Raw genomic sequence first — 20,227 nt, forward strand, 5'->3', positions numbered from 1 at the left:
AAAAACAGGCATAACATTCAGCTATATAACTGGTAATGCTATGTTTAAAATTCAAAGCCTTCAATTTGTGCAATGGTATTCATGTCTTTATCGCCACGTCCGGATAAGTTAACGATAATCGTCTGTTCTGGCGTCATCGTTGGCGCTAATTTAGTTGCATAAGCAATCGCATGACTGGATTCCAGGGCAGGAATAATTCCTTCAAAACGAGTCAAATCCCTAAATCCTTGCAACGCCTCTTCATCGTCGATGGCCACATAATTCACTCGCCCTATGTCTTTTAACCAAGCGTGTTCCGGACCCACTCCCGGATAATCCAGGCCGGCTGAAATAGAGTGAGTACCTAATATCTGGCCATTTTTATCTTGCATCAAATAAGTACGGTTACCATGTAATACACCTGGCGTTCCCTTGCACAGTGGTGCCGCATGTTCACCTGTCTCCAGGCCATGCCCGGCAGGTTCAACACCATAAATATTCACCGACTCATCCGGCAAGAACTTATGAAACAGACCGATGGCATTCGAGCCACCGCCTACACAGGCAATCAGAGCATCAGGCAGTTTACCTTCTTTTTCCAAAATCTGTTCACGTGCTTCTTCACCGATAACCGCTTGAAAATCACGCACCATCGCCGGATATGGATGTGGTCCAGCTACCGTACCGATAATATAGAACGTATCATCAACATTGGTCACCCAGTCACGCATCGCTTCGTTCAACGCATCTTTTAAAGTACGTGAACCCGACTCTACCGCCACAACCTTCGCACCCAACATCTTCATACGAGCCACGTTTGGTGCCTGGCGAATCACATCGTCAGCCCCCATATAAACCACACACTCCAAACCAAGACGAGCCGCTACCGTCGCACTGGCCACACCATGCTGACCCGCACCCGTTTCAGCGATAATACGGGTTTTACCCAAACGTTTCGCCAACAAAGCCTGACCAATGGTATTGTTTACCTTGTGAGCACCGGTATGGTTTAAATCTTCACGCTTTAAGTAGATTTTTGCGCCACCCAACTCCTTAGACCAGCGTTCTGCATAATAAAGAGGCGTAGGTCGACCTACATAGTCTCGCAAATCATTAGCTATCTCGCTTAAAAACGCAGGATCGTTTTTAACACTTTCGTATTCCTGGTTTAACTGCTCTAAAGCCGCCATAAGGGTTTCCGGTGCAAAAATGCCACCATAAGGTCCAAAATGGCCGTTTTTATCTGGGAATTTTGAAAAATCTACTGTCATTCAACTGTACTCATTACTTGTTGCATAAATTGCTTAATTTTTTCTGGCGACTTTACACCCTTACTGGCTTCTACACCACCGCTGACATCTACCGCCCAAGGCTGCGCCGTTTGTATCGCTTGCTTTACATTTTGAGCGGTCAAACCACCCGCCAAAATAATCGGCAAAGTAAACGCTTTAGGTATCCATGACCAGTTGAACTGCTCCCCCGTACCGCCTGGGATACCTGGCACATAAGCATCCAGCAACAAACCGGATGAACCTGAAAACTCAAGGCTTAACTGATTCAAATCAGTGGTTTCCTGCATGCGTACCGCTTTGATATAAGGCTTATTGAACTGCTCACAAAATGCGGCGGATTCATCACCATGAAACTGAAGTAGATCGATATTGACCTTAGCCAATACTTCCTCTACATAACTCACATCCGGATTCACAAACAACGCCGTTTTGGTGACGAATGCTGGTAAATGGCCAGCGATTTGTGCTGCTTGCTCCACCTCTACAAAACGAGGACTGGGAGCATAAAACACCAAACCAATCGCATCTGCTCCTGCATTCACTGCCAATAAAGCATCATCAATCGAAGTCAGGCCGCAAATTTTAACACGAGTTCTTGATGTCATTCTGTTTCTAATCTTGTATTAATCAAACCGATTTCAGCAAATAGCGACCTATTGCCACAACATTTCATTAAGTTGTACTTGAGGAATAGCCAACTCATCAGGATAAATCGCATTGACAAAATACAACCCACTGGCTGGTGCCGTGGCCGCGGCCTGGGTTCTATCCCGAGCTTTCAGTAAATCAGCCAACCACTCGACCGGTTGCTGTTTTTTACCAACCGAAATCAATGATCCTGTAATGTTTCGCACCATATGGTGTAAAAAGGCATTCGCTTGAATATCAATAAACACCATATCACCCTTGCGGGAAACATCAATCGACTGGACTTCACGGTTAGCGTGACTGGCCTGACAGGCCGAAGCTCTGAAAGCGCTGAAATCATTCTCACCAATCAGACTCTGCGCCGCTTGATGCATGAGCTTTTCATCCAAATAATGAGGTTCCCAAGTCACCCGATTATGTAGCACAGCCGAATGCACATCACGATTATAAATCACATAGCGATATTGACGGGCTATTGCAGAAAACCGAGCGTGAAATTCATCATCGACCGGTTTTGCCCAACGCACACGGATATCACCAGGAAGCTGGGTATTCACCCCCTGCACCCAAGCCTTACCAGGCCTGGTCACATCCGTTTCAAAATGCGCAATCTGCCCAACAGCATGCACTCCGGTATCGGTACGTCCGGCACAATGTAGGTCAATCGGCTGATTGGCAATACTCGAAAGCGCTTTTTCAACCTGAGACTGCACCGACTCGCAGTGACTTTGTCGCTGCCAACCGCAATAATTTGTGCCTAAATATTCAATACAAAGAGCGATTCTGTTCACGAAATCAGATGTAATCTTTGATTAATACTTCAGCAATCTGCACAGTATTGGTCGCCGCACCCTTACGCACGTTATCCGCAACCACCCATAGGTTTAAACCATTTGGAATCGTAATATCTTCACGGATACGTCCAACATAAACCGGATCTGTATCAGCCGCATCCGAAACCGCTGTTGGATAACCACCATCGACATGCTCATCGATTAAAACCACACCATCCGCTTTTTTAAACAACTCTTTAGCTTGCTCAGCGGTGATTTTTTCCTTGGTTTCGATATGCACCGCTTCACTGTGTCCAAAAAACACAGGAACACGCACCGCAGTTGGGTTCACCAAAATATTTTCATCGCCCATGATTTTCTTGGTTTCCCACACCATTTTCATCTCTTCTTTGGTGTAACCGTTTTCCATAAAGACATCGATTTGCGGAATACAGTTAAAGGCGATTTGCTTAGGATAAACCTTAGCTTCAACCGTTTTCATATTCAATAAGTTAGCGGTTTGTTTAGCCAACTCTTCAATGGCCTCTTTACCTGTACCAGAAACCGCTTGATAGGTGGCTACGTTAACACGGGTAATCCCCACTGCATCATAAATAGGCTTAAGCGCGACCAACATCTGGATTGTAGAGCAGTTAGGGTTAGCGATGATACCGCGGTTTTTATAACCGGCGATGGCTTGAGGATTCACTTCTGGAACCACTAATGGAATGTCATCGTCATAACGAAATTCAGAAGTGTTATCAATAACAATACAGCCCGCTGCTGCAGCTTTTGGTGCATAGATTTTAGAAACACTTGCGCCTGGTGAAAACAGGCCGATTTGTGCTTTAGAAAAATCAAAAGTTTCCAAATCAAGAACGGTTACCCAAGCACCATTAAACTCAATCTTTTTACCTGCTGAACGGCTACTCGCTAATGGGTATAAATTTCCAACCGGAAACTTACGCTCCTCAAGTACTTTTAAAATTGTTTCACCTACTGCACCTGTTGCACCAACAACCGCAACATCATATAACTTTGTCATTTCTTTTCCTTCAAACAGCCAAGAAGCTTCTTAACACTTGGCGCCAACTTAAATTAATATGTTTTCAATACTTGTTTTTAAAACCGGGTTTTACCAACTTTATTTGGTTTCGACCGTAAGAGATTTTGGTTCGGTTTTTTTATCTTTTTGTAAACTGAGCTGAGCGAAGGTTTCAGGCAAACTGACCACCATTCCACCTTCGGTCATCTCATGACTTTGACCGATGAACTTACCACCCGTTTCAACGGTAAGCTCGCCACTGATCAGTTCGCCAATCAACTTACCGCTTTGCAAAATATCAATTTTCTCGCAAGCGACCTTACCGTCCAAAACACCGCTTAAGACAATACTGCGAGCCTTGACCAAGCCTGAAACCTGACCAGAAGTACCGATAGAAACATCAAATTGGCTATCGATAATCCCCTCTACTCGTCCATCAATATGCAGAGAGCCTTTTAGCTCGGTCATTTCCCCGCTGATAAAGCAACCGTCTGCGATAATTGTCTTTCCACCTTCTTGACGATTTGGTCGACGCTTAGACTTAAAGATCCCCATGGTACCCCTTTCACTTTTTCAAAAATGTCATCATATTTTTCAATCGTCCACTTATCAAAAGGTTGTGGATTCAATCGATGATGCAAAAACCAAACTTCATAATGCAAATGAGGCCCGGATGAGCGTCCGGTAGAACCGACCTCACCGACTTTCTGCCCTTTGTGAACCACCTCACCGACTTTGACTGAACGCTGGCTCAGATGCCCGTAGCGGGTCTGGAATCCATTTGCATGAACCAAGGTAACCAAATTACCAAAACCACCATCCTTATCAAAAGCGGAGTATTTGACAACCCCATCCGCAGTAGCAACTACGTCATCACCTATCCGGGCACGGTAATCCAAACCGCCATGCATCTGTCTTTTGCCAGTTATCGGATGCTGTCGATAGCCAAACTTACTGGTGATACCGTTATAATCAGCTAAAGCATGACCACTTGGAACCATGTCCAGCATCAAACTTTTGCCTAAGGTATTCAACTGTACCTGCTTGACACGCTCTTCATACGGCAGTTTTTCAGGTTCATCAGCATCAATTCCCACCAGGCTTTCTAAACCTTGAAGGGATTGATCCAAAAACACCACTTCCGCATTTTTTTGCTCTAAATCCGCTTCTAAACTCTGTTTTTCGTCTAAGAGCCTTTCGTAGTCGGAGCGGGTTTTCTTCAGTGTTTTATTAAACGCCGCAACCGATGCCGCGTTTTGGATTTCAAGTTCTTGCGCTTGATTGGCCAACCACCACAAGGAAACCGCACCCAACCCCCAAATAAGAAGAAATACCGACACAATCACCCAAGCAAACTTTCTGAAAAAGTGCTTGAACGAATAGTGACGTGAGCCATGCACATCACTAATGGTGACGGTAAAATAATTTCTCATTTAGACAATGCTAGTTGTTACAGTGCGGCAACGACCGCATCACCCATTTCGCTACAAGAAACGCGTGTCATGCCATCTGAGAAGATATCACCGGTACGTAGACCTTGGTCAAGCACTTTACCTACCGCATTTTCAATTTTGACCGCCAAGTCTTCACGACCTAAAGAGTAACGTAACATCATTGCCGCAGACAAAATCGTCGCTAATGGGTTGGCCAAGTTTTGACCTGCGATATCTGGAGCAGAACCATGGCTAGGCTCGTACATACCTTTATTGTTCGCATCTAAAGATGCCGAAGCCAACATACCGATTGAACCGGTTAACATAGATGCTTCATCGGACAGAATATCACCAAACATATTACCCGTGACCATCACGTCAAATTGTTTTGGATTTAACACCAATTGCATTGCCGCGTTATCCACATACATATGTTTCACTTCTACTTCTGGGTATTCAACCGCAACCTGATCGACGATTTCACGCCAAAGTTCAGTTACCTCTAAAACGTTAGCCTTATCAACCGAAGTCAACTTTTTGTTACGTTTCATCGCCGCCTGAAAAGCGACATGGGCAATACGTTTGATTTCAGACTCAGAATATACATAAGTGTTGTAACCCTGACGCTCACCATTTTCCAAAGTGCGAATCCCGCGAGGCTGACCAAAATAGATACCACCGGTTAATTCACGAACAATCAGAATATCCAAACCTGCAACCACTTCTGGCTTTAACGTCGAAGCGTCAGCCAATTGAGGATATAAAAACGCTGGGCGCAAGTTGGCAAACAACTGCATTTCAGAACGTAAACGCAACAAGCCCTTTTCTGGACGCACAGAGATATCTAAAGACTCCCACTTATAACCACCTACAGCGCCTAAAAGCACCGCGTCTGCAGCCTGAGCCTTAGCCATTGTTTCATCCGCTAAAGGCACACCATGAACATCATAAGCCGCACCCCCAACCAGGTCTTCGGTCATCTCAATATCCAAACCATCGGTTGCCTTCAATGCTTCTAAAACTTTTACCGCTTCCGCAGTAATTTCAGGGCCAATACCATCACCAGGTAAAATCAATACTTGTTGTGTCATTTTTAAATACTCTTAACTTTATAAACTTTAAATTCTTAATCCCGCTACAAAGTTACCAGGCCTGGTAACTCCGAAAACCAAACTCAACTAGCCTGCAAACAACCAAGGAGCTGTTTTTTTGGTTTTCTCTTCATAGGCTTTAATATCCGCTTCATGCTGAAGTGTCAAACCGATATCATCCAGACCATTCAATAAACAGTGACGACGGAAACTATCCACTTCAAACGCGATGCTTTCACCGTTAGGCTTATCGATTTGTTGATTTTCCAAATCGATGGTCAACTGATACCCCTCGTTAGCATGCACTTCATTGAAAAGACCGTCGACGACAGTTTCATCCAGCACAATCGGCAAGATACCGTTCTTAAAACAGTTATTGAAAAAGATATCCGCAAAACTCGGCGCAATCACCACATCAAAACCGTAATCTTTCAATGCCCAAGGTGCGTGTTCACGACTTGAACCGCAACCAAAGTTTTCACGCGCCAACAAGATTTTAGAACCTTGATAACGAGGTTGGTTCAAAACGAATTCTTTACGTAATGGACGACCGGAATTATCGGAATCTGGCTCACCCACATCCTCATAACGCCACTCGTCAAACAGGTTAGGGCCAAAGCCGCTACGCTTGATTGACTTCAAAAACTGCTTAGGAATGATTGCATCGGTATCAACGTTAGCGCGATCCATCGGTGCGACAATCGCTGTCATTTTTAAAAACTTTTCCATCTAAATTTCTCCGCGGTTGTTTAACTTAACGCTAACTTAAAGATAATCACGAACATCAACAAAGTGACCGGCAATCGCCGCTGCAGCAGCCATTTCAGGGCTGACCAAGTGAGTACGACCACCCGCACCCTGGCGCCCTTCAAAGTTACGGTTTGAAGTCGATGCACAATGTTTACCGGTCGGCAACTTATCCGCATTCATCGCTAAACACATTGAGCAACCCGGGTTACGCCACTCGAAACCGGCTTCGATAAAGATTTTATCCAAACCTTCTTTCTCAGCTTGCATCTTGACCAAACCAGAACCTGGAACCGCCAACGCTTGCTCAACCTTGTCTGAGATTTTTTTACCTTTCAACACCGCGGCGGCAGCACGGAAATCTTCAATACGTGAATTGGTACAAGATCCGATAAACACATAATCCACCGGAATATCCTTAATCGGCATATCCGCTTTTAAGCCCATATATTGAAGCGCACGCTCAATACCACCCGCCTTAACCGGATCGCTTTCCTTAGATGGATTCGGTACATTACCGTTCACATCCAACACCATCTCCGGAGACGTTCCCCAAGAAACTTGTGGCTCGATTTTTGAACCATCAATTTCAACAACCTTATCAAACACCGCATCTTCATCGGATTTAAGATCTTGCCAGGCCTGTTTAGCCGCTTCCCATTGATCCGCTTTAGGTGCAAATGGACGACCTTTAACGTATTCAATCGTCTTTTCATCGACCGCAACCAAACCAACACGTGCACCGGCTTCAATCGCCATATTACACACCGTCATACGGCCTTCAACAGACATATCGCGGAAAACCTGACCACCGAACTCAATCGCATGCCCGTTTCCGCCAGCGGTACCGATTTGACCGATAATCGCCAAGACCACATCCTTAGGACCCACACCAGGCTGCAACTTGCCATCCACTTTGATCAGCATGTTTTTCATTTTTTTCTGAATCAAACACTGAGTCGCTAAAACATGCTCCACTTCAGAAGTACCGATACCGTGAGCAAGCGCACCCAAAGCACCATGTGTAGCGGTATGCGAATCACCACATACTACCGTCATCCCCGGCAAAGTCGCACCCTCTTCTGGGCCAACAACATGCACGATTCCTTGGCGAACATCCCCCATAGCAAATTCGGTAATTCCAAATTCACGGGTATTCATCCCCAAGGTTTCAACCTGGATACGTGAAACCGAATCCTTGATACTCGCCACCCCACCGGTTAAATCGGTAGTAGGCACGTTATGATCTGGTGTTGCCAGATTGGTATCAATACGCCAAGGCTTACGGTTTGCCATACGCAGCCCTTCAAACGCCTGTGGTGAAGTGACTTCGTGCAACAACTGACGGTCGATATAAATTAACGCCGTACCATCTTCTTCTTGACGCACAACATGCGCATCCCACAATTTATCGTATAAAGTCTTTGCTGACATCGCTCTTAACCTAACTCACGTAAAATTTAAAAAATAGTCGCAAATTATATCACTTCATCCCTTATCCGACATAGTAAAATAGGATCACAAAACAGTAAAAAACCACGCAAAAGGAAGCAAAAGATGAGTTATTCGGTCAAAGAAGTATTCTACTCCCTCCAAGGAGAAGGATTTCATAGTGGACGACCTGCTATTTTTTGCCGTTTAAGCAAATGCAATTTGTGGACTGGAAGGGAAGTCGACCGCGGTCAAGCCGTATGCCAATTCTGCGATACCGACTTCATTGGCACCGATGGCCAAAACGGGGGCAAATTCCCTGATGCCGAAGCGCTGTGCCAGCACCTATTACAATTTTGGCCTCAAGACTCTGGCGTAAAACCTTTTGTGGTGTTGACCGGTGGCGAACCCCTACTGCAAGTGGATGATGCATTGATTAGCGCCCTGCACAAACACCGATTTGAAATCGCCGTTGAAACCAACGGCACTAAATCAGCCCCTGAGAATATCGACTGGATTTGCATGAGCCCGAAAGCGAATGCACCGATTATCCTGGACAAAGGCCATGAATTGAAACTGGTTTACCCACAACCTGAACTGCTACCAGAAAGGGTGGCCGATTTGGATTTTGAGTTTTTCTACTTGCAACCCATGGATGATAAAGACCCTAAAATCAGCCAGGAGAACATCAAACAAGCGGTAGCATATTGCTTGGCTCATCCCCAATGGAAGCTAAGCCTGCAAACCCATAAATTGCTTGGCATTGATTAAAACAAACCGACCAGGCCTGGTAACTTATCTCAATCTTTGAAGAGATACCAGGAAAAACCACATAAAACCATACAAAACAACAGCTAAGGGCATGAAATGCACGCAAACAACCCAACTTTTGAAGCCATTGAAATAGAACGATTAACTCATGATGGACGCGGTGTTGCGCGCATTAACGGTAAGACCGTGTTTGTTGCCGACACCGTGCCCGGAGACATCATTAGTTTAAAAATCACCAAGCAACAAGACAAGTTCGACGAAGCCGATTTGATTCAAATTCAAACCCCGTCAAACGACAGAACCACGCCTTTTTGTGAGCTCTATGAACAGTGTGGCGGTTGTCAGCTACAGCACATGAGTATCGATGCGCAACGCCGCTGGAAAGCCGAAAACTTCATCACCCAACTGACCAAGGCCGTTAATTCCAAACAGTGCGAAATCACCCCTCCGCTTTGCGGTGCGGACCAAGCGTATCGTCGTCGCGCTCGTTTCGGTCTCGCTATCAGCAAAAAAGACAAAGTTGCCCGCTTAGGATTCAGGGAGAAACAATCCAACGAGTTGATCGATGTCGCCCAATGCCCTGTTTTGACACCGGCGTTAAACCAAGCCCTGCAAGAACAGCGTCCACGATTGCTGGAATCAGCCAGTCGCGCCTATAAAGAGATTACCTTGGTCGAGGCTGACAACGGCGTATTCACCACCAACAGCAGCGAAGACACCGTTATCAATATGCAACCCCACTATGAAATCGAGGGATTGACACTAAACTTTCCTGCCGACGGCTTTGTGCAAGTGAATAGCCAGCAAAACAAGCAGATGGTCGCGCAAGCTATCCAATGGCTGGAATTGGACACTGGAAAACATAAAGTATTAGACCTGTTTTGCGGTGTAGGCAACTTTACCCTACCTATCGCGAAACAAGCCAAAAAGGTGACCGGCATCGAGGGGCTGGCCGAACTCGTTGACAGCGCTACAACCAATGCAAAAAACAACCAACTGAACAACACCGAGTTTTTTAAAGCCAATTTATTTGAAGCTTGTGAAAAACTACCTTGGTTTAGAGAGCAGAAATATCACCGTGTATTACTCGACCCAGGCAGACAAGGCGCTTTTGAAATCAGCAAAAAACTACACCTGCTAAAAGCGGAGATCATCGTTTACGTTTCCTGCAATGCATCCACCTTGATTCGCGACGTTCAAGAACTGGAAAAACAAGGTTACCAACTAACAAAAGCCGGCCTAATCGATATGTTTCCACACACCACTCACACCGAAGTGATGGTACAGCTTAAAAAATCCAAGAAACCGAAACCGAAAAAAGCCAATATTTTCCGCTTCTAACCTTTCTAGAAACTCATACCAAGGGCTTATCAAAGCCCTTTTTTATTGCCTAAATCCTTTAAAAAACTTAATTTTCCACTCTAAAATCAATACGCTAGAATATTTTAGGATTTAATGATATAGTTTTATCTAATAAAATAATTAGTCATGGCTAATTTTTTATTTAGCAAAAGATAATTCTCATAGGTGACTCATAAGAAATGAATAAAAATGCATTTTCAGCCGTTTTAAAAACGCTCAGTTTCGCACTCTTTATCTTTGGCTGTAGCGCTAACGCACAAGCCCAACTCAATGTCGTGACCACCACCGCAATGATTGCTGACCTAGCCGAAAACATTGGCGGCAAACACGTTGAAGTGACAGCCTTGATGGGCACCGGGGTTGACCCTCATTTATATAAAGCCACCCAGGGCGATTTACGCAAGCTCACTAAAGCCGATATCATCTTCTATAACGGATTGCACCTAGAAGGAAAAATGCAGGATATCTTTGAAAAACTGGCGCGTAAAAAAACCGTGATCGGCGTTGGTGACAAAATTCCCCAAAGCGCTCGTTTACAACACGGCGCACACCCAGACCCGCATATTTGGTTTGATTTAACACTTTGGCAGCAAGCTGGACAACAAGTTTTACACACACTGCAACAGCAAGATCCGGCAAACAAAAAAGACTATCAGCATAACGCCGATGTCTATCTAAAACAGATGTCCGACTTAGATGACTGGATTAAACAGCAAATTCAAAAAGTACCTGAAGCGCAACGTATTCTCATTACTGCACATGATGCCTTTGGATATTTTGGTAAAGCGTACGGCATTAAGGTCATGGGTCTGCAAGGCATCAGTACCGCGGCGGAATTCGGTTTACAAGATATCAAAAAACTCAAAGATGTCATTGTGGACAATCACGTTAAAGCGGTATTTGTTGAATCCAGTGTTTCGCCACGCTTTATCGAGTCTCTAGTCGCCGGAGTAAAAGCCGAAGGTCATCAGGTCGCCATTGGCGGTGAACTCTATTCCGATGCGATGGGACCAAAAGGTACAGCAACCGACCACTATTTTGGCATGGTCAAACACAATGTAAACACCATTGTCAAAGCGCTGAGCAACTAGAGCAAGTTTTCAAGAAAACTTAAATAAGACGACTCAATAAGATTTAATAAGACTTAATTTTATGACAAAAAACACCCATACCCCCGCTCCGTTATCGGTAGAACACCTAAGCATGCGTTATCAGCATAAACCGGTGTTAACCGATGTGAGTTTCACCATCCCTGAAGGCAAAAGCATCGCCATTGTTGGACCAAATGGCGCAGGTAAATCCACCTTGTTGAAAGGCATTATGGGCTTGGTACCGGTTATTGAGGGTCAGGTGAATTTCTTTGGTGAACCCTTGGAGAAAAAACGACTCTCCACGGCTTATGTACCGCAACGTGAAGAGATTGACTGGGATTTTCCAATCAATGTCATGGACGTGGTTTTAATGGGTCGTCATGGCCATTTGAAACTGTGGCAACGTCCTTCTGAAATCGATTATCAAATTGCTGAACAAGCGTTAAAAGACCTGCAAATGTGGGACTTTAAGGACCGCCAAATCAGCCAACTTTCCGGTGGTCAGCAACAACGTGTTTTCTTGGCCCGTGCCTTAGCACAAAAAGCCAACCTCTATCTTATGGATGAACCTTTTGCCGGAGTCGATGTCGCTACTGAAAAAGCGATCATTGAACTGTTCAAGAGCTTAAAGACACAAGGGAAAACTATTATCTGTGTTCATCACGACCTGAATACCGTAGGTGAATATTTTGATTGGATTGTTTTCATCAATGCCCGCCTAATCGCCGCTGGTCCTGCTGAAGAAGTCTTAACCAAAGACAACCTCAACAAAACCTATGGTGGTCGTCTCTCTTTGTTGAATGATCTTACCGAAGAGATGTATCGCACTAAATTGAACAAAGCGCACGATACGGACTGATTCAATGGAACCCTTTACTTTATTACAACCCGAATCGGCGCTATCAGCCTGGGATAATCTGCTGGCGTTTTGGCGTTTTGAAGACATGAACGTATTTTGGGTACTCATCGGCAGTATCTTACTGGGCATGAGTGCCTCGGTGATCGGTGCATTTGCCTTCTTGCGCAAACGCTCTTTAATCGGTGATGCTCTTGCCCATGCCGCCTTGCCAGGTGTTATGATGGCATTCCTACTGTTTCAAACCCGTGACCCTTTGGTGATGTTTTTAGGTGCGGTCACCAGTAGCTTTATCGGATTTTTCTTAATCGATTGGTTACCTAAAAACACCAAAATCAAACCTGATGCCGCTCTAGCCATCACCCTATCCTTCTTCTTCGCCTTAGGTTTGATGCTGCTCTCCTATATCCAAGGTTTGAATGTAGATAACAAAAGCGGTTTAGACAAAATCCTATTTGGTCAAGCGGCGGCCATGACCCAAAACGACATCCGCCTACTCGGTTATGTTGCCATTATCATTTTGGTTACTGTTACGCTATTCTTTCAAAAACTGCGTCTTATCGCCTTTAACCGTAGCTATGCGCAAACACTCGGCATCTCCGTCAAATTTTACGAGCTGTTATTAGCCTTATTAATTGTAATGTCGGTGGTGGTGGGATTGCAGTTGGTGGGTGTGGTATTAATGGCCGCCGTTTTGTTGACACCGATTGCCGCCGCACGATTTTGGAGTAACGAACTCAGCCATATGCTGGCTTTATCCGCTCTATTAGGAGCGTTAAGCGCACTGATCAGCACCCAGATTTCTTATCTTGCTCCCGCCATGCCGACCGGGCCATGGATGGTGGTCAGCCTTTCGCTATTGTTTATTCTATCGCTGCTGTTTGCACCTCAAAAAGGGCTGATTAAACGTTATCTTGAACACTCTCAATTACGTCAAAAGGTGGCCGAAGAAAATATTTTGCGAACACTGTATAAACTACTTGAACGTAACCAATTGGACCAACAAGATTTCAACCAGGCCGACATCCAAGCACTACGTAGCATACCGACCGAAAGCTTGCAGAAAACCCTGAAAATGCTCTGCAAAAAGCATTTAATCGAATCCTCTTCACGTGGTTTCAGGCTAACCAAAGAGGGATTCGAGCTGGCCAGCCAGTTGACTCGCCGTCATCGTTTATGGGAAAACTACCTCAACCAACATGCTGAATTAACGCCTGAACAAGTACATAAACAAGCTGAACGTATCGAGCATATCCTAACGGAATCGCAAGAGCAGCAATTACAAGCTGAATTGGAAAATGCCCATTATGACCCGCACGGTAACTTGATTCCGACCCAACGATCTTCTCAAAACACCAATGCAAGGGAATCCTGATGTTTGCTGAATTTGGAATCAATGATATTTGGATTTTGGCGACCGCCAGTTTGGTGGCCGCCTCAACGTCGATGATTGGCGTGTTTTTAATCTTGCGCAAACAAGCCTTGATTGGTGATGCCATCAGCCATTCGGTACTGCTGGGTATAGTGTTGGCGTTTTTATTGACCGAGAGTCGCTCTCTACCGGTTATGCTGACTGGAGCGGTATTTATCGGCTTATTGACCGCCTGGTTAAGTGACACCCTCCATCGTGTAGGAAAACTGCAAAGTGATGCCAGCATCGGCATTATTTTCACTTTGTTTTTTGCCTTGGGGGTCATCTTGGTTTCATTATATGCGGGGCAAATCGACCTGGACCAGGAGTGTGTCCTTTATGGTGAAATTGCTTTTGTACCTTTTGATACCATCTATTTTGGCGGAACCGAAAATGGGGTGGAAATCGGACCAAGAGCCTTTTGGGGTATTGGCATTGTCTTCCTGATTGTTTTGTTGAGCATTGTAGTCGCCTTCAAACGTTTAGAAACCATCGCCTTCCATCCAAGTTTAGCGATTTCATTAGGCATAAACGTGGTGTTTTGGCACTACTTTTTAATGACCTTGGTTTCAATGACAACGGTGGCGTCTTTTGATGCGGTAGGCGCTATTTTGGTGGTGGCACTGCTGGTCATTCCAGCCAGCAGCGCTTATCTTTTGGCGAAATCACTTAAAACCATGTTATGGATTGCGGTGGCTTATTCGCAAGCGGCGGTATTGATCGGTTATAGCCTTGCCTATCAGTTAGATAGCTCCATCTCCGCATCCATCGCGGTCAGTGCCGGACTTCTATTGTTTGCCACGATTGTGATTTTACAAATCAATAAAAAGCGCAAACAATCTCAAAGCTTAATGTTCAACGTAGAAAACCCGGTTGAATTCAAATCCAAATGAAAGCCAAGCACTGAAACGACCAGGCCTGGTTGTTTTAGCTGAAAACGTTGGAGAAACGGTTAATGCGCTTTATCCAGGATAGTTTTCTGCAGATAATCGGCCACCCCATCCTCTGCATTGGAGTTAGCTATCGGTAAATATGGAAGCTGGCTCTTCACGGTGTCACTCGCATTCGCCATCACGACACCGTGACCGGCCAGTTGTAGCATTTCGAGATCATTCATACCATCCCCTAAAGCCATGACTTCTTCGGGTAAGATGCCACTTTGTTGAAGAATCATCTGTAAGGCATGCCCTTTGGATACCCCCAAATTCATCACCTCCAAATACTCTGGCGAGGTGAAGGTGATATAGAGTTTATCGGCTAAATGCTGATTTAAAACCGCTTCTAGCTCCAATAAACGTTCGTGTTCGGCGGTAAAGTAGATTTTATCGATATGCGCCAAGTCAATTTGAGAAAAATCTTTAATCTGATATTCAAAACCCGACTCGTGATGGATTGCCAGCAACTGTTCATGCGGTTCCTCCACCAACCACAAATCTTGTTGATAGAGATTGCGGTGAATTCCAAAACCTTTTGAAAGATCCAATACCGTTTTGACGGCTTCAGCAGGCATATGGTCTTCATAAAGCAACTCACCCAATGGATTGTGTACCCTAGCACCATTAGAAGTGATCAAATACAAGTTAACGCCCAACTGCTGGGCGATTAGATAAACATCTTCATAGTGACGCCCGGTCGCCAACATGAACTGTACACCTTGCTGTACCAAGGCATTAACGCTATCGATTGTTGGCTGAGTCAGTTTGTGATCTGGATTCAGCAAAGTGCCATCTAAATCAGAAACCACCAGTTTAATCGGTAAATCGGTAAATTTTGAGTGCGACAAAATCTTCATATTAAAACTCAGCAGGCCTGGTAAATGCTAATTTTCTGAATCGGTCTGATTCAAAGAAGCGATGCATTCAGCGTCTGCATCCGATGCCGAAGACGGTTGGCTTGACGAAGGGTGTAATAACTCGATAAGACGTTCTACTTGACGGATACAACAACCGCTTCCCTGACACGCATAGGTTTTGTTACTCACCTCTTCCAAGGTTTTGGCGCCCTGTTTTATGGTGTCAATCACCTCTTGCTTAGTTACGTCGTAACATACACATAAGTTCTTTGATAGATTTTTAGTCAGCTCGCGCGGAAGCGCATCTTGTGGATTATTTGTCATAAATATATTTTACTAAGCAATCACCAGCGTACAACAATAAGATACGCTTTTTGATTAAGATTTATCGTCGATGTATTGTACCCATTGGTTTCGACCACGCTCTTTTGCAACATATAAGGCTTTATCCGCCGCTGAATACAACTCTTCATCTGTCATAATTTCATCTGCATGATGGAAAGCAATACCAGCCGACATGGTTACCTGACCGGTCTCTGCATTACCTTTATGTTCCATCTGTTTTTTGTGCAGTTTGAGCATGAGATATTCAATCGAGGCAGTACCATCCTCAACGGAATCGACTGAAGCAATTACCGCGAACTCTTCACCACCAATGCGAAATCCAAATTCATTGGCGCGTCTAAGGGTTTGTTCAATCAACTTACCGAACATGGTTAACACCTGATCGCCCTTGGGATGGCCGTAATAATCATTGTATTTTTTAAAGTAATCGATATCGATCACTGCAAGCATGAGCATCTTGCCATCACGAATACTGCGCCGTAATTCACGCTGTAGAATATCGTCGAAACTCCGACGATTACCTAATCCCGTTAAATCGTCTGTAGTGATTAAATTACTCAAGCGAGAAACATTCAGCCGTAGAAAATTAACCAAATAAAACCAAACCAGAACAAACCCCAGTACTTGTAAACCCAATACCCATAAAAAGGTTTGGTACCAGTCACGATGGTTGTTTTGCTGTTCTTGCAACTGGTTATGGATATCCTGAAAAGTCAGTATCACTAGATTGGTGTAACGCTGTTTTAACGCTTGATACTCTGGACTTTTCAGAGTTTGTTGCGCCTGTTGCAGTCGATTATTTCTGACATCGGCAAACGAGCGCTCTTCAATGGAAATTAACTTTTGATTAAGCGGTTCATTTTTCTCAATCAAATCATGAATACTGCTCGCTTCATGAGAGGCTTGATTCAATGCATGGTCAAGCTGGATAACCAGACTTTGATATCGAGAGTACCATTGCAAGTCCTTCTCATAAGCATACATACGCGCCGACATAGTCAAGGCTTCATCGAAATATACAATCTTATTCGCCAAACTTTGAACCTTATACATTTTGTCGGTTACTTTGGCGTAACGCTCCAAATGGTAATAAATGGCAAAAGCCGTGGCGATGGTGATAAACATAGCCAATGTAAGCAACACCAATAATGCGCGTTGGGTACTTTTACCTTTTTTTATAGACATAGGATTTCTTTAATTTTTAATAGGGTGAGTAAAATAAAATGAGTTCATTTATAACAAATCATAGTGTTGACTGAGCCTTCTAAGCCGATCAACAACAGGCAAAAAAATCAGTCGAGGTTCCATCTAGACATTGAATCAAATCAGACGAGCAACACTTCGCTACCCATAACGAAGTTAAGTTTTAGCATGAAATTCGAGCTCTTTAGCCATTAAAAACCTTACGATATGCGCACAATCTTCTGGGCTAATTTCATCAAACTGAAAAGCTGTACGCATTTGCTGTTCGGCGTTGAGTGTATTTGACTGATAGACACAGCTTGCTTCACCAAATACAAAACCATCATCCATCTTGAACAAAGCACAGACTTTCTCTGCATTGGCATAACTTTTTGTTGTGTAGACCGCAAAACCACCCGCACCCAGGTTCACTTTTTCAATAGGCCATGCTTCATAGTCGGATAGCTTTCTATAGGCTTTTTTTAAGTTGGCCAGAAGCTTTTCATAATGATTTAACCGACTAACAAGCAGGGTAATAACCCGAGCCAACCAATTGCCCTTTTGGGCGAGTTCAGTCAACCCTTTGACATAACTCTCGATTTTAAAGGGTTTCAAGACCGGTTTGTGGTACAAAAAGATTTTGCCATGAATGCCATGTTCAATCACATCGATCAATTCAGCGATATAGTCATCGACCCTGGAAAAGAAGCCTTGAAGTAACGGTAAAATTTTTGATGAGCCCTTGGCCATCGGTGGGGTGATTTTTTGATTCAGTGCTTTTCTGGCCTGAAACTCTTCTAAAGAATGAATCCCCGAACCTTGCAAGATGAGCTCTAGAAGCCACACCATAAAATCAAGTTTTTGGTTTAGTTCATCAAACAGCTGTACACCGCCGTTTTGAATGTGCTTACTGTCTTGAAACAAACTGTCAAGTTGTTGCTTTTCATCTTCAATAGCCTGGAATTCTTGGTTTGATAGCAGCTCTGACCGTTCGGCTTGTAAGCAGCAACCTTGGTCGTTCATCGGTTCCAAGTAATAGGACAGGCTCACGTCAAAACGAAAAAAAGTTCTTTTTTCAGCACCCACCGGAACCTCTCCTTTTCGACACCACCAATAAAACCCTATAACTTCAGCACTGAGTTTAACTTACACTTCTGTGTGAAATCTTCGTATTATTTCGTCCAGAATCTTTAGCCTCATTCAGCGCAATATCTGCAGCGTGCATTAACTCCGAAAGCTTTTCACCAAACGAATAAGAGGCCACACCTAAACTGATTGTAATATTGATGTCCTGCTCAAACCGAGATTCTTCAATCAATACTCTTAATCGTTCAGCATAAGTGTACGCCGCGTCTAGAGAGCTATTTGGCATCATGATAAGGAACTCCTCGCCACCCAACCTGCCAAAGGTATCCACACTACGAACCTCTTTAGCAATTAAACCGGCAACAACTTGAAGAATGTTATCACCCACTTCATGTCCATACTGCTCGTTTATCTTTTTAAAGAAATCGATATCAAAAACAATTACCGCAAACCCTTGCTTGAAACGATTAGCACGCTCAATCTCATGTTTGAGGCAGTTCATTACAGAGAAGCGGTTGGCGACAGATGTGAGGCCATCCAGAGTCGCAAAGTTTTCAAGTTCTGTATTCGCCTTTTCGATGATATAAGTTTGTTCGAGAAGCTTATTTTCGAGTTCGATATTAAGGTCTTTCAACTCATCGTTTGTCTGAATAATTTCCTTTTGATATTGTAAGAAAACACGATAGAAAATAATCGATACAATTGCGGAAATCAGAAAAGAAGCCAACATCCCCAACCAAGTCAAGGCATGGATATGCCTCATTTTTTGATTATGCTGATTGGTTAATCGTTGTTCTTGAACATTGTAACTACTCACCAAGGAATTGGGGTAGAAACCACTACCAATAATCCAATCACTACCCGGCACATTTTGAACATAGGTTAACTTAGTATCAGGCTTACCTGTATTCGGGTTGATCCATTTATAAGAGAGAAATTCGTCAGAACCGTCACGACTGGCTTTAACAATAGAACGATAGAGTCCATACAAGTTTTTATCCGTCGTTTTCGACATGTTTTTACCGACAATATCCGGTCTTGCATAATTGAGCAGCAAATTACCGTGAGTATCTATCACGAAAAAGTAATCGGTTTCGCCTTGACTGACTTGATTAATCGTTTCGAGTAAGTGGCTATTGGTGATTTTTTTAGCGGTATCTAAATACTCACCCGAACCCAGATACCAGTCGAAAATTCCGAATTTTTTAACAAAAGCCAGTTGCTTGAACTGTTTATCTATAGGTTCATTGGGCTTTGTGAAGGTATCCCATAAAAAACCCTGTCCATGGCTTTGGGTGATAGCAATCTCTTCACGGATAACCTTTCTGCCGGTCGCATCTTCAAAATCGATGATTGACTGCCCTTCTAAATGGCGAAGATAGTTTGGAGCCAGTTGAAACTTACCATCAAAATCAAGAATCCATATAAAACTCTCTCCGCCATTCCAAACCAACGGACGCAATGTCTCGACAATCAACTCCTTCAATTCAGCTTCGGTCATGGTTTTTGAATAATGATTATAAAGTGCGATGGCGATTCTTTGCGCATCGTCCACTCTACGCTGGATACGTTCATGTAATTTTTGATCGATAATCGACTGACGATATGCCACCAAATTAACCATATTATTTACTTTAGAACGAATTCGAGCTTTTTCGTTCTCTAGATAATCTTGGCTGATTTGTGCCACTGAATGTTCATAAGAAACTTTTTCAGCGCTCACGATAAAGGAAGCAATGATAAATACCACAACCGGTATGAATATCACTGGGCCTAACGCTAAGATTTGAATGAGGTTCTTTCTATTTTTCACTCATCAATGTCCACTAATTTCTTATAACAACCATGGCAACAAAACCCACCACAACAGCACTTTGTGTTGCCGACTAATT

At 43.9% G+C, this 20,227-nt stretch carries 20 protein-coding genes; 6 read left to right on the plus strand and 14 right to left on the minus strand.

What is annotated here, in order from left to right; all coding sequences use genetic code 11:
- Nucleotides 1-44: 44 nt before the first annotated feature.
- The 9 genes from trpB to leuC form a co-directional block, all read right to left on the minus strand.
- The gene (trpB, locus tag L6421_RS07690) at nt 45-1,250 is read right to left on the minus strand and encodes a tryptophan synthase subunit beta (protein ID WP_237261067.1); all 1,206 of its coding nucleotides are present in this window, start codon (nt 1,248-1,250) and stop codon (nt 45-47) included.
- Nucleotides 1,247-1,876 carry a phosphoribosylanthranilate isomerase gene (locus L6421_RS07695; RefSeq protein WP_237261070.1) on the minus strand — a complete coding sequence of 210 codons (630 nt, stop codon included), beginning with the start codon at nt 1,874-1,876 and terminating at the stop codon, nt 1,247-1,249. Before L6421_RS07695 ends, trpB begins: the two co-directional genes overlap by 4 nt.
- Nucleotides 1,877-1,924: 48 nt before the next feature.
- Nucleotides 1,925-2,710: a tRNA pseudouridine(38-40) synthase TruA gene (gene truA / locus L6421_RS07700; protein ID WP_237261072.1), complete on the minus strand. Its 786-nt coding sequence runs from the start codon at nt 2,708-2,710 to the stop codon at nt 1,925-1,927.
- 4 nt (nt 2,711-2,714) lie between these two features.
- Nucleotides 2,715-3,737 (minus strand): aspartate-semialdehyde dehydrogenase, encoded by a 1,023-nt coding sequence (locus tag L6421_RS07705; RefSeq protein WP_237261074.1) that lies wholly within the window; start codon nt 3,735-3,737, stop codon nt 2,715-2,717.
- Between the two features lie 99 nt (nt 3,738-3,836).
- On the minus strand, nt 3,837-4,205 hold the full coding sequence (locus L6421_RS07710; protein ID WP_237261076.1) for a polymer-forming cytoskeletal protein: 369 nt from the start codon (nt 4,203-4,205) through the stop codon (nt 3,837-3,839).
- Nucleotides 4,202-5,170, minus strand: coding sequence for a M23 family metallopeptidase (locus tag L6421_RS07715; protein WP_237261078.1), 969 nt, complete (start codon nt 5,168-5,170; stop codon nt 4,202-4,204). The genes L6421_RS07710 and L6421_RS07715 overlap by 4 nt, the downstream gene beginning before the upstream one ends.
- A gap of 17 nt (nt 5,171-5,187) precedes the next feature.
- Nucleotides 5,188-6,261, minus strand: a complete 1,074-nt coding sequence (gene leuB / locus L6421_RS07720) for a 3-isopropylmalate dehydrogenase (RefSeq protein WP_237261080.1) — start codon at nt 6,259-6,261, stop codon at nt 5,188-5,190.
- Between the two features lie 87 nt (nt 6,262-6,348).
- On the minus strand, nt 6,349-6,990 hold the full coding sequence (gene leuD, locus L6421_RS07725) for a 3-isopropylmalate dehydratase small subunit (RefSeq protein WP_237261082.1): 642 nt from the start codon (nt 6,988-6,990) through the stop codon (nt 6,349-6,351).
- A gap of 36 nt (nt 6,991-7,026) precedes the next feature.
- Nucleotides 7,027-8,442 carry a 3-isopropylmalate dehydratase large subunit gene (leuC, locus tag L6421_RS07730; protein ID WP_237261084.1) on the minus strand — a complete coding sequence of 472 codons (1,416 nt, stop codon included), beginning with the start codon at nt 8,440-8,442 and terminating at the stop codon, nt 7,027-7,029.
- Between the two features lie 123 nt (nt 8,443-8,565).
- On the opposite strand from leuC, the gene queE reads away from it, so the two are divergent.
- The 6 genes from queE to L6421_RS07760 all read left to right on the plus strand — a co-directional run bounded on the left by queE (nt 8,566) and on the right by L6421_RS07760 (nt 14,823).
- Entirely contained in the window at nt 8,566-9,210 is a 645-nt protein-coding gene (gene queE / locus L6421_RS07735) for a 7-carboxy-7-deazaguanine synthase (protein WP_237261086.1), read from the plus strand.
- Nucleotides 9,211-9,306: 96 nt separating this feature from the next.
- Nucleotides 9,307-10,551, plus strand: a complete 1,245-nt coding sequence (gene rlmD / locus L6421_RS07740; protein ID WP_237261088.1) for a 23S rRNA (uracil(1939)-C(5))-methyltransferase RlmD — start codon at nt 9,307-9,309, stop codon at nt 10,549-10,551.
- 200 nt (nt 10,552-10,751) lie between these two features.
- On the plus strand, nt 10,752-11,663 hold the full coding sequence (locus L6421_RS07745) for a metal ABC transporter solute-binding protein, Zn/Mn family (protein ID WP_237261090.1): 912 nt from the start codon (nt 10,752-10,754) through the stop codon (nt 11,661-11,663).
- 61 nt (nt 11,664-11,724) lie between these two features.
- Nucleotides 11,725-12,522: a metal ABC transporter ATP-binding protein gene (locus L6421_RS07750; protein ID WP_237261092.1), complete on the plus strand. Its 798-nt coding sequence runs from the start codon at nt 11,725-11,727 to the stop codon at nt 12,520-12,522.
- Nucleotides 12,523-12,526: 4 nt separating this feature from the next.
- On the plus strand, nt 12,527-13,894 hold the full coding sequence (locus tag L6421_RS07755; protein ID WP_237261094.1) for a metal ABC transporter permease: 1,368 nt from the start codon (nt 12,527-12,529) through the stop codon (nt 13,892-13,894).
- Nucleotides 13,894-14,823 carry a metal ABC transporter permease gene (locus L6421_RS07760; protein ID WP_237261096.1) on the plus strand — a complete coding sequence of 310 codons (930 nt, stop codon included), beginning with the start codon at nt 13,894-13,896 and terminating at the stop codon, nt 14,821-14,823. The genes L6421_RS07755 and L6421_RS07760 overlap by 1 nt, the downstream gene beginning before the upstream one ends.
- Before the next feature lie 59 nt (nt 14,824-14,882).
- On the opposite strand, the gene L6421_RS07765 is transcribed toward L6421_RS07760, so the two are convergent.
- The 5 genes from L6421_RS07765 to L6421_RS07785 form a co-directional block, all read right to left on the minus strand.
- On the minus strand, nt 14,883-15,713 hold the full coding sequence (locus L6421_RS07765) for a Cof-type HAD-IIB family hydrolase (protein WP_237261098.1): 831 nt from the start codon (nt 15,711-15,713) through the stop codon (nt 14,883-14,885).
- A gap of 36 nt (nt 15,714-15,749) precedes the next feature.
- A complete protein-coding gene (locus tag L6421_RS07770; protein ID WP_237261099.1) occupies nt 15,750-16,046 on the minus strand; it encodes a (2Fe-2S)-binding protein in 297 nt (98 codons plus the stop codon).
- 54 nt (nt 16,047-16,100) lie between these two features.
- On the minus strand, nt 16,101-17,252 hold the full coding sequence (locus L6421_RS07775; protein ID WP_237261101.1) for a GGDEF domain-containing protein: 1,152 nt from the start codon (nt 17,250-17,252) through the stop codon (nt 16,101-16,103).
- Between the two features lie 174 nt (nt 17,253-17,426).
- Nucleotides 17,427-18,335 (minus strand): PilZ domain-containing protein, encoded by a 909-nt coding sequence (locus L6421_RS07780; RefSeq protein WP_237261103.1) that lies wholly within the window; start codon nt 18,333-18,335, stop codon nt 17,427-17,429.
- A gap of 55 nt (nt 18,336-18,390) precedes the next feature.
- Entirely contained in the window at nt 18,391-20,148 is a 1,758-nt protein-coding gene (locus L6421_RS07785) for a sensor domain-containing diguanylate cyclase (protein ID WP_237261105.1), read from the minus strand.
- Between the last annotated feature and the right edge of the window lie 79 nt (nt 20,149-20,227).

Source organism: Thiomicrorhabdus immobilis (assembly GCF_021654855.1).
Taxonomy (GTDB): domain Bacteria; phylum Pseudomonadota; class Gammaproteobacteria; order Thiomicrospirales; family Thiomicrospiraceae; genus Thiomicrorhabdus; species Thiomicrorhabdus immobilis.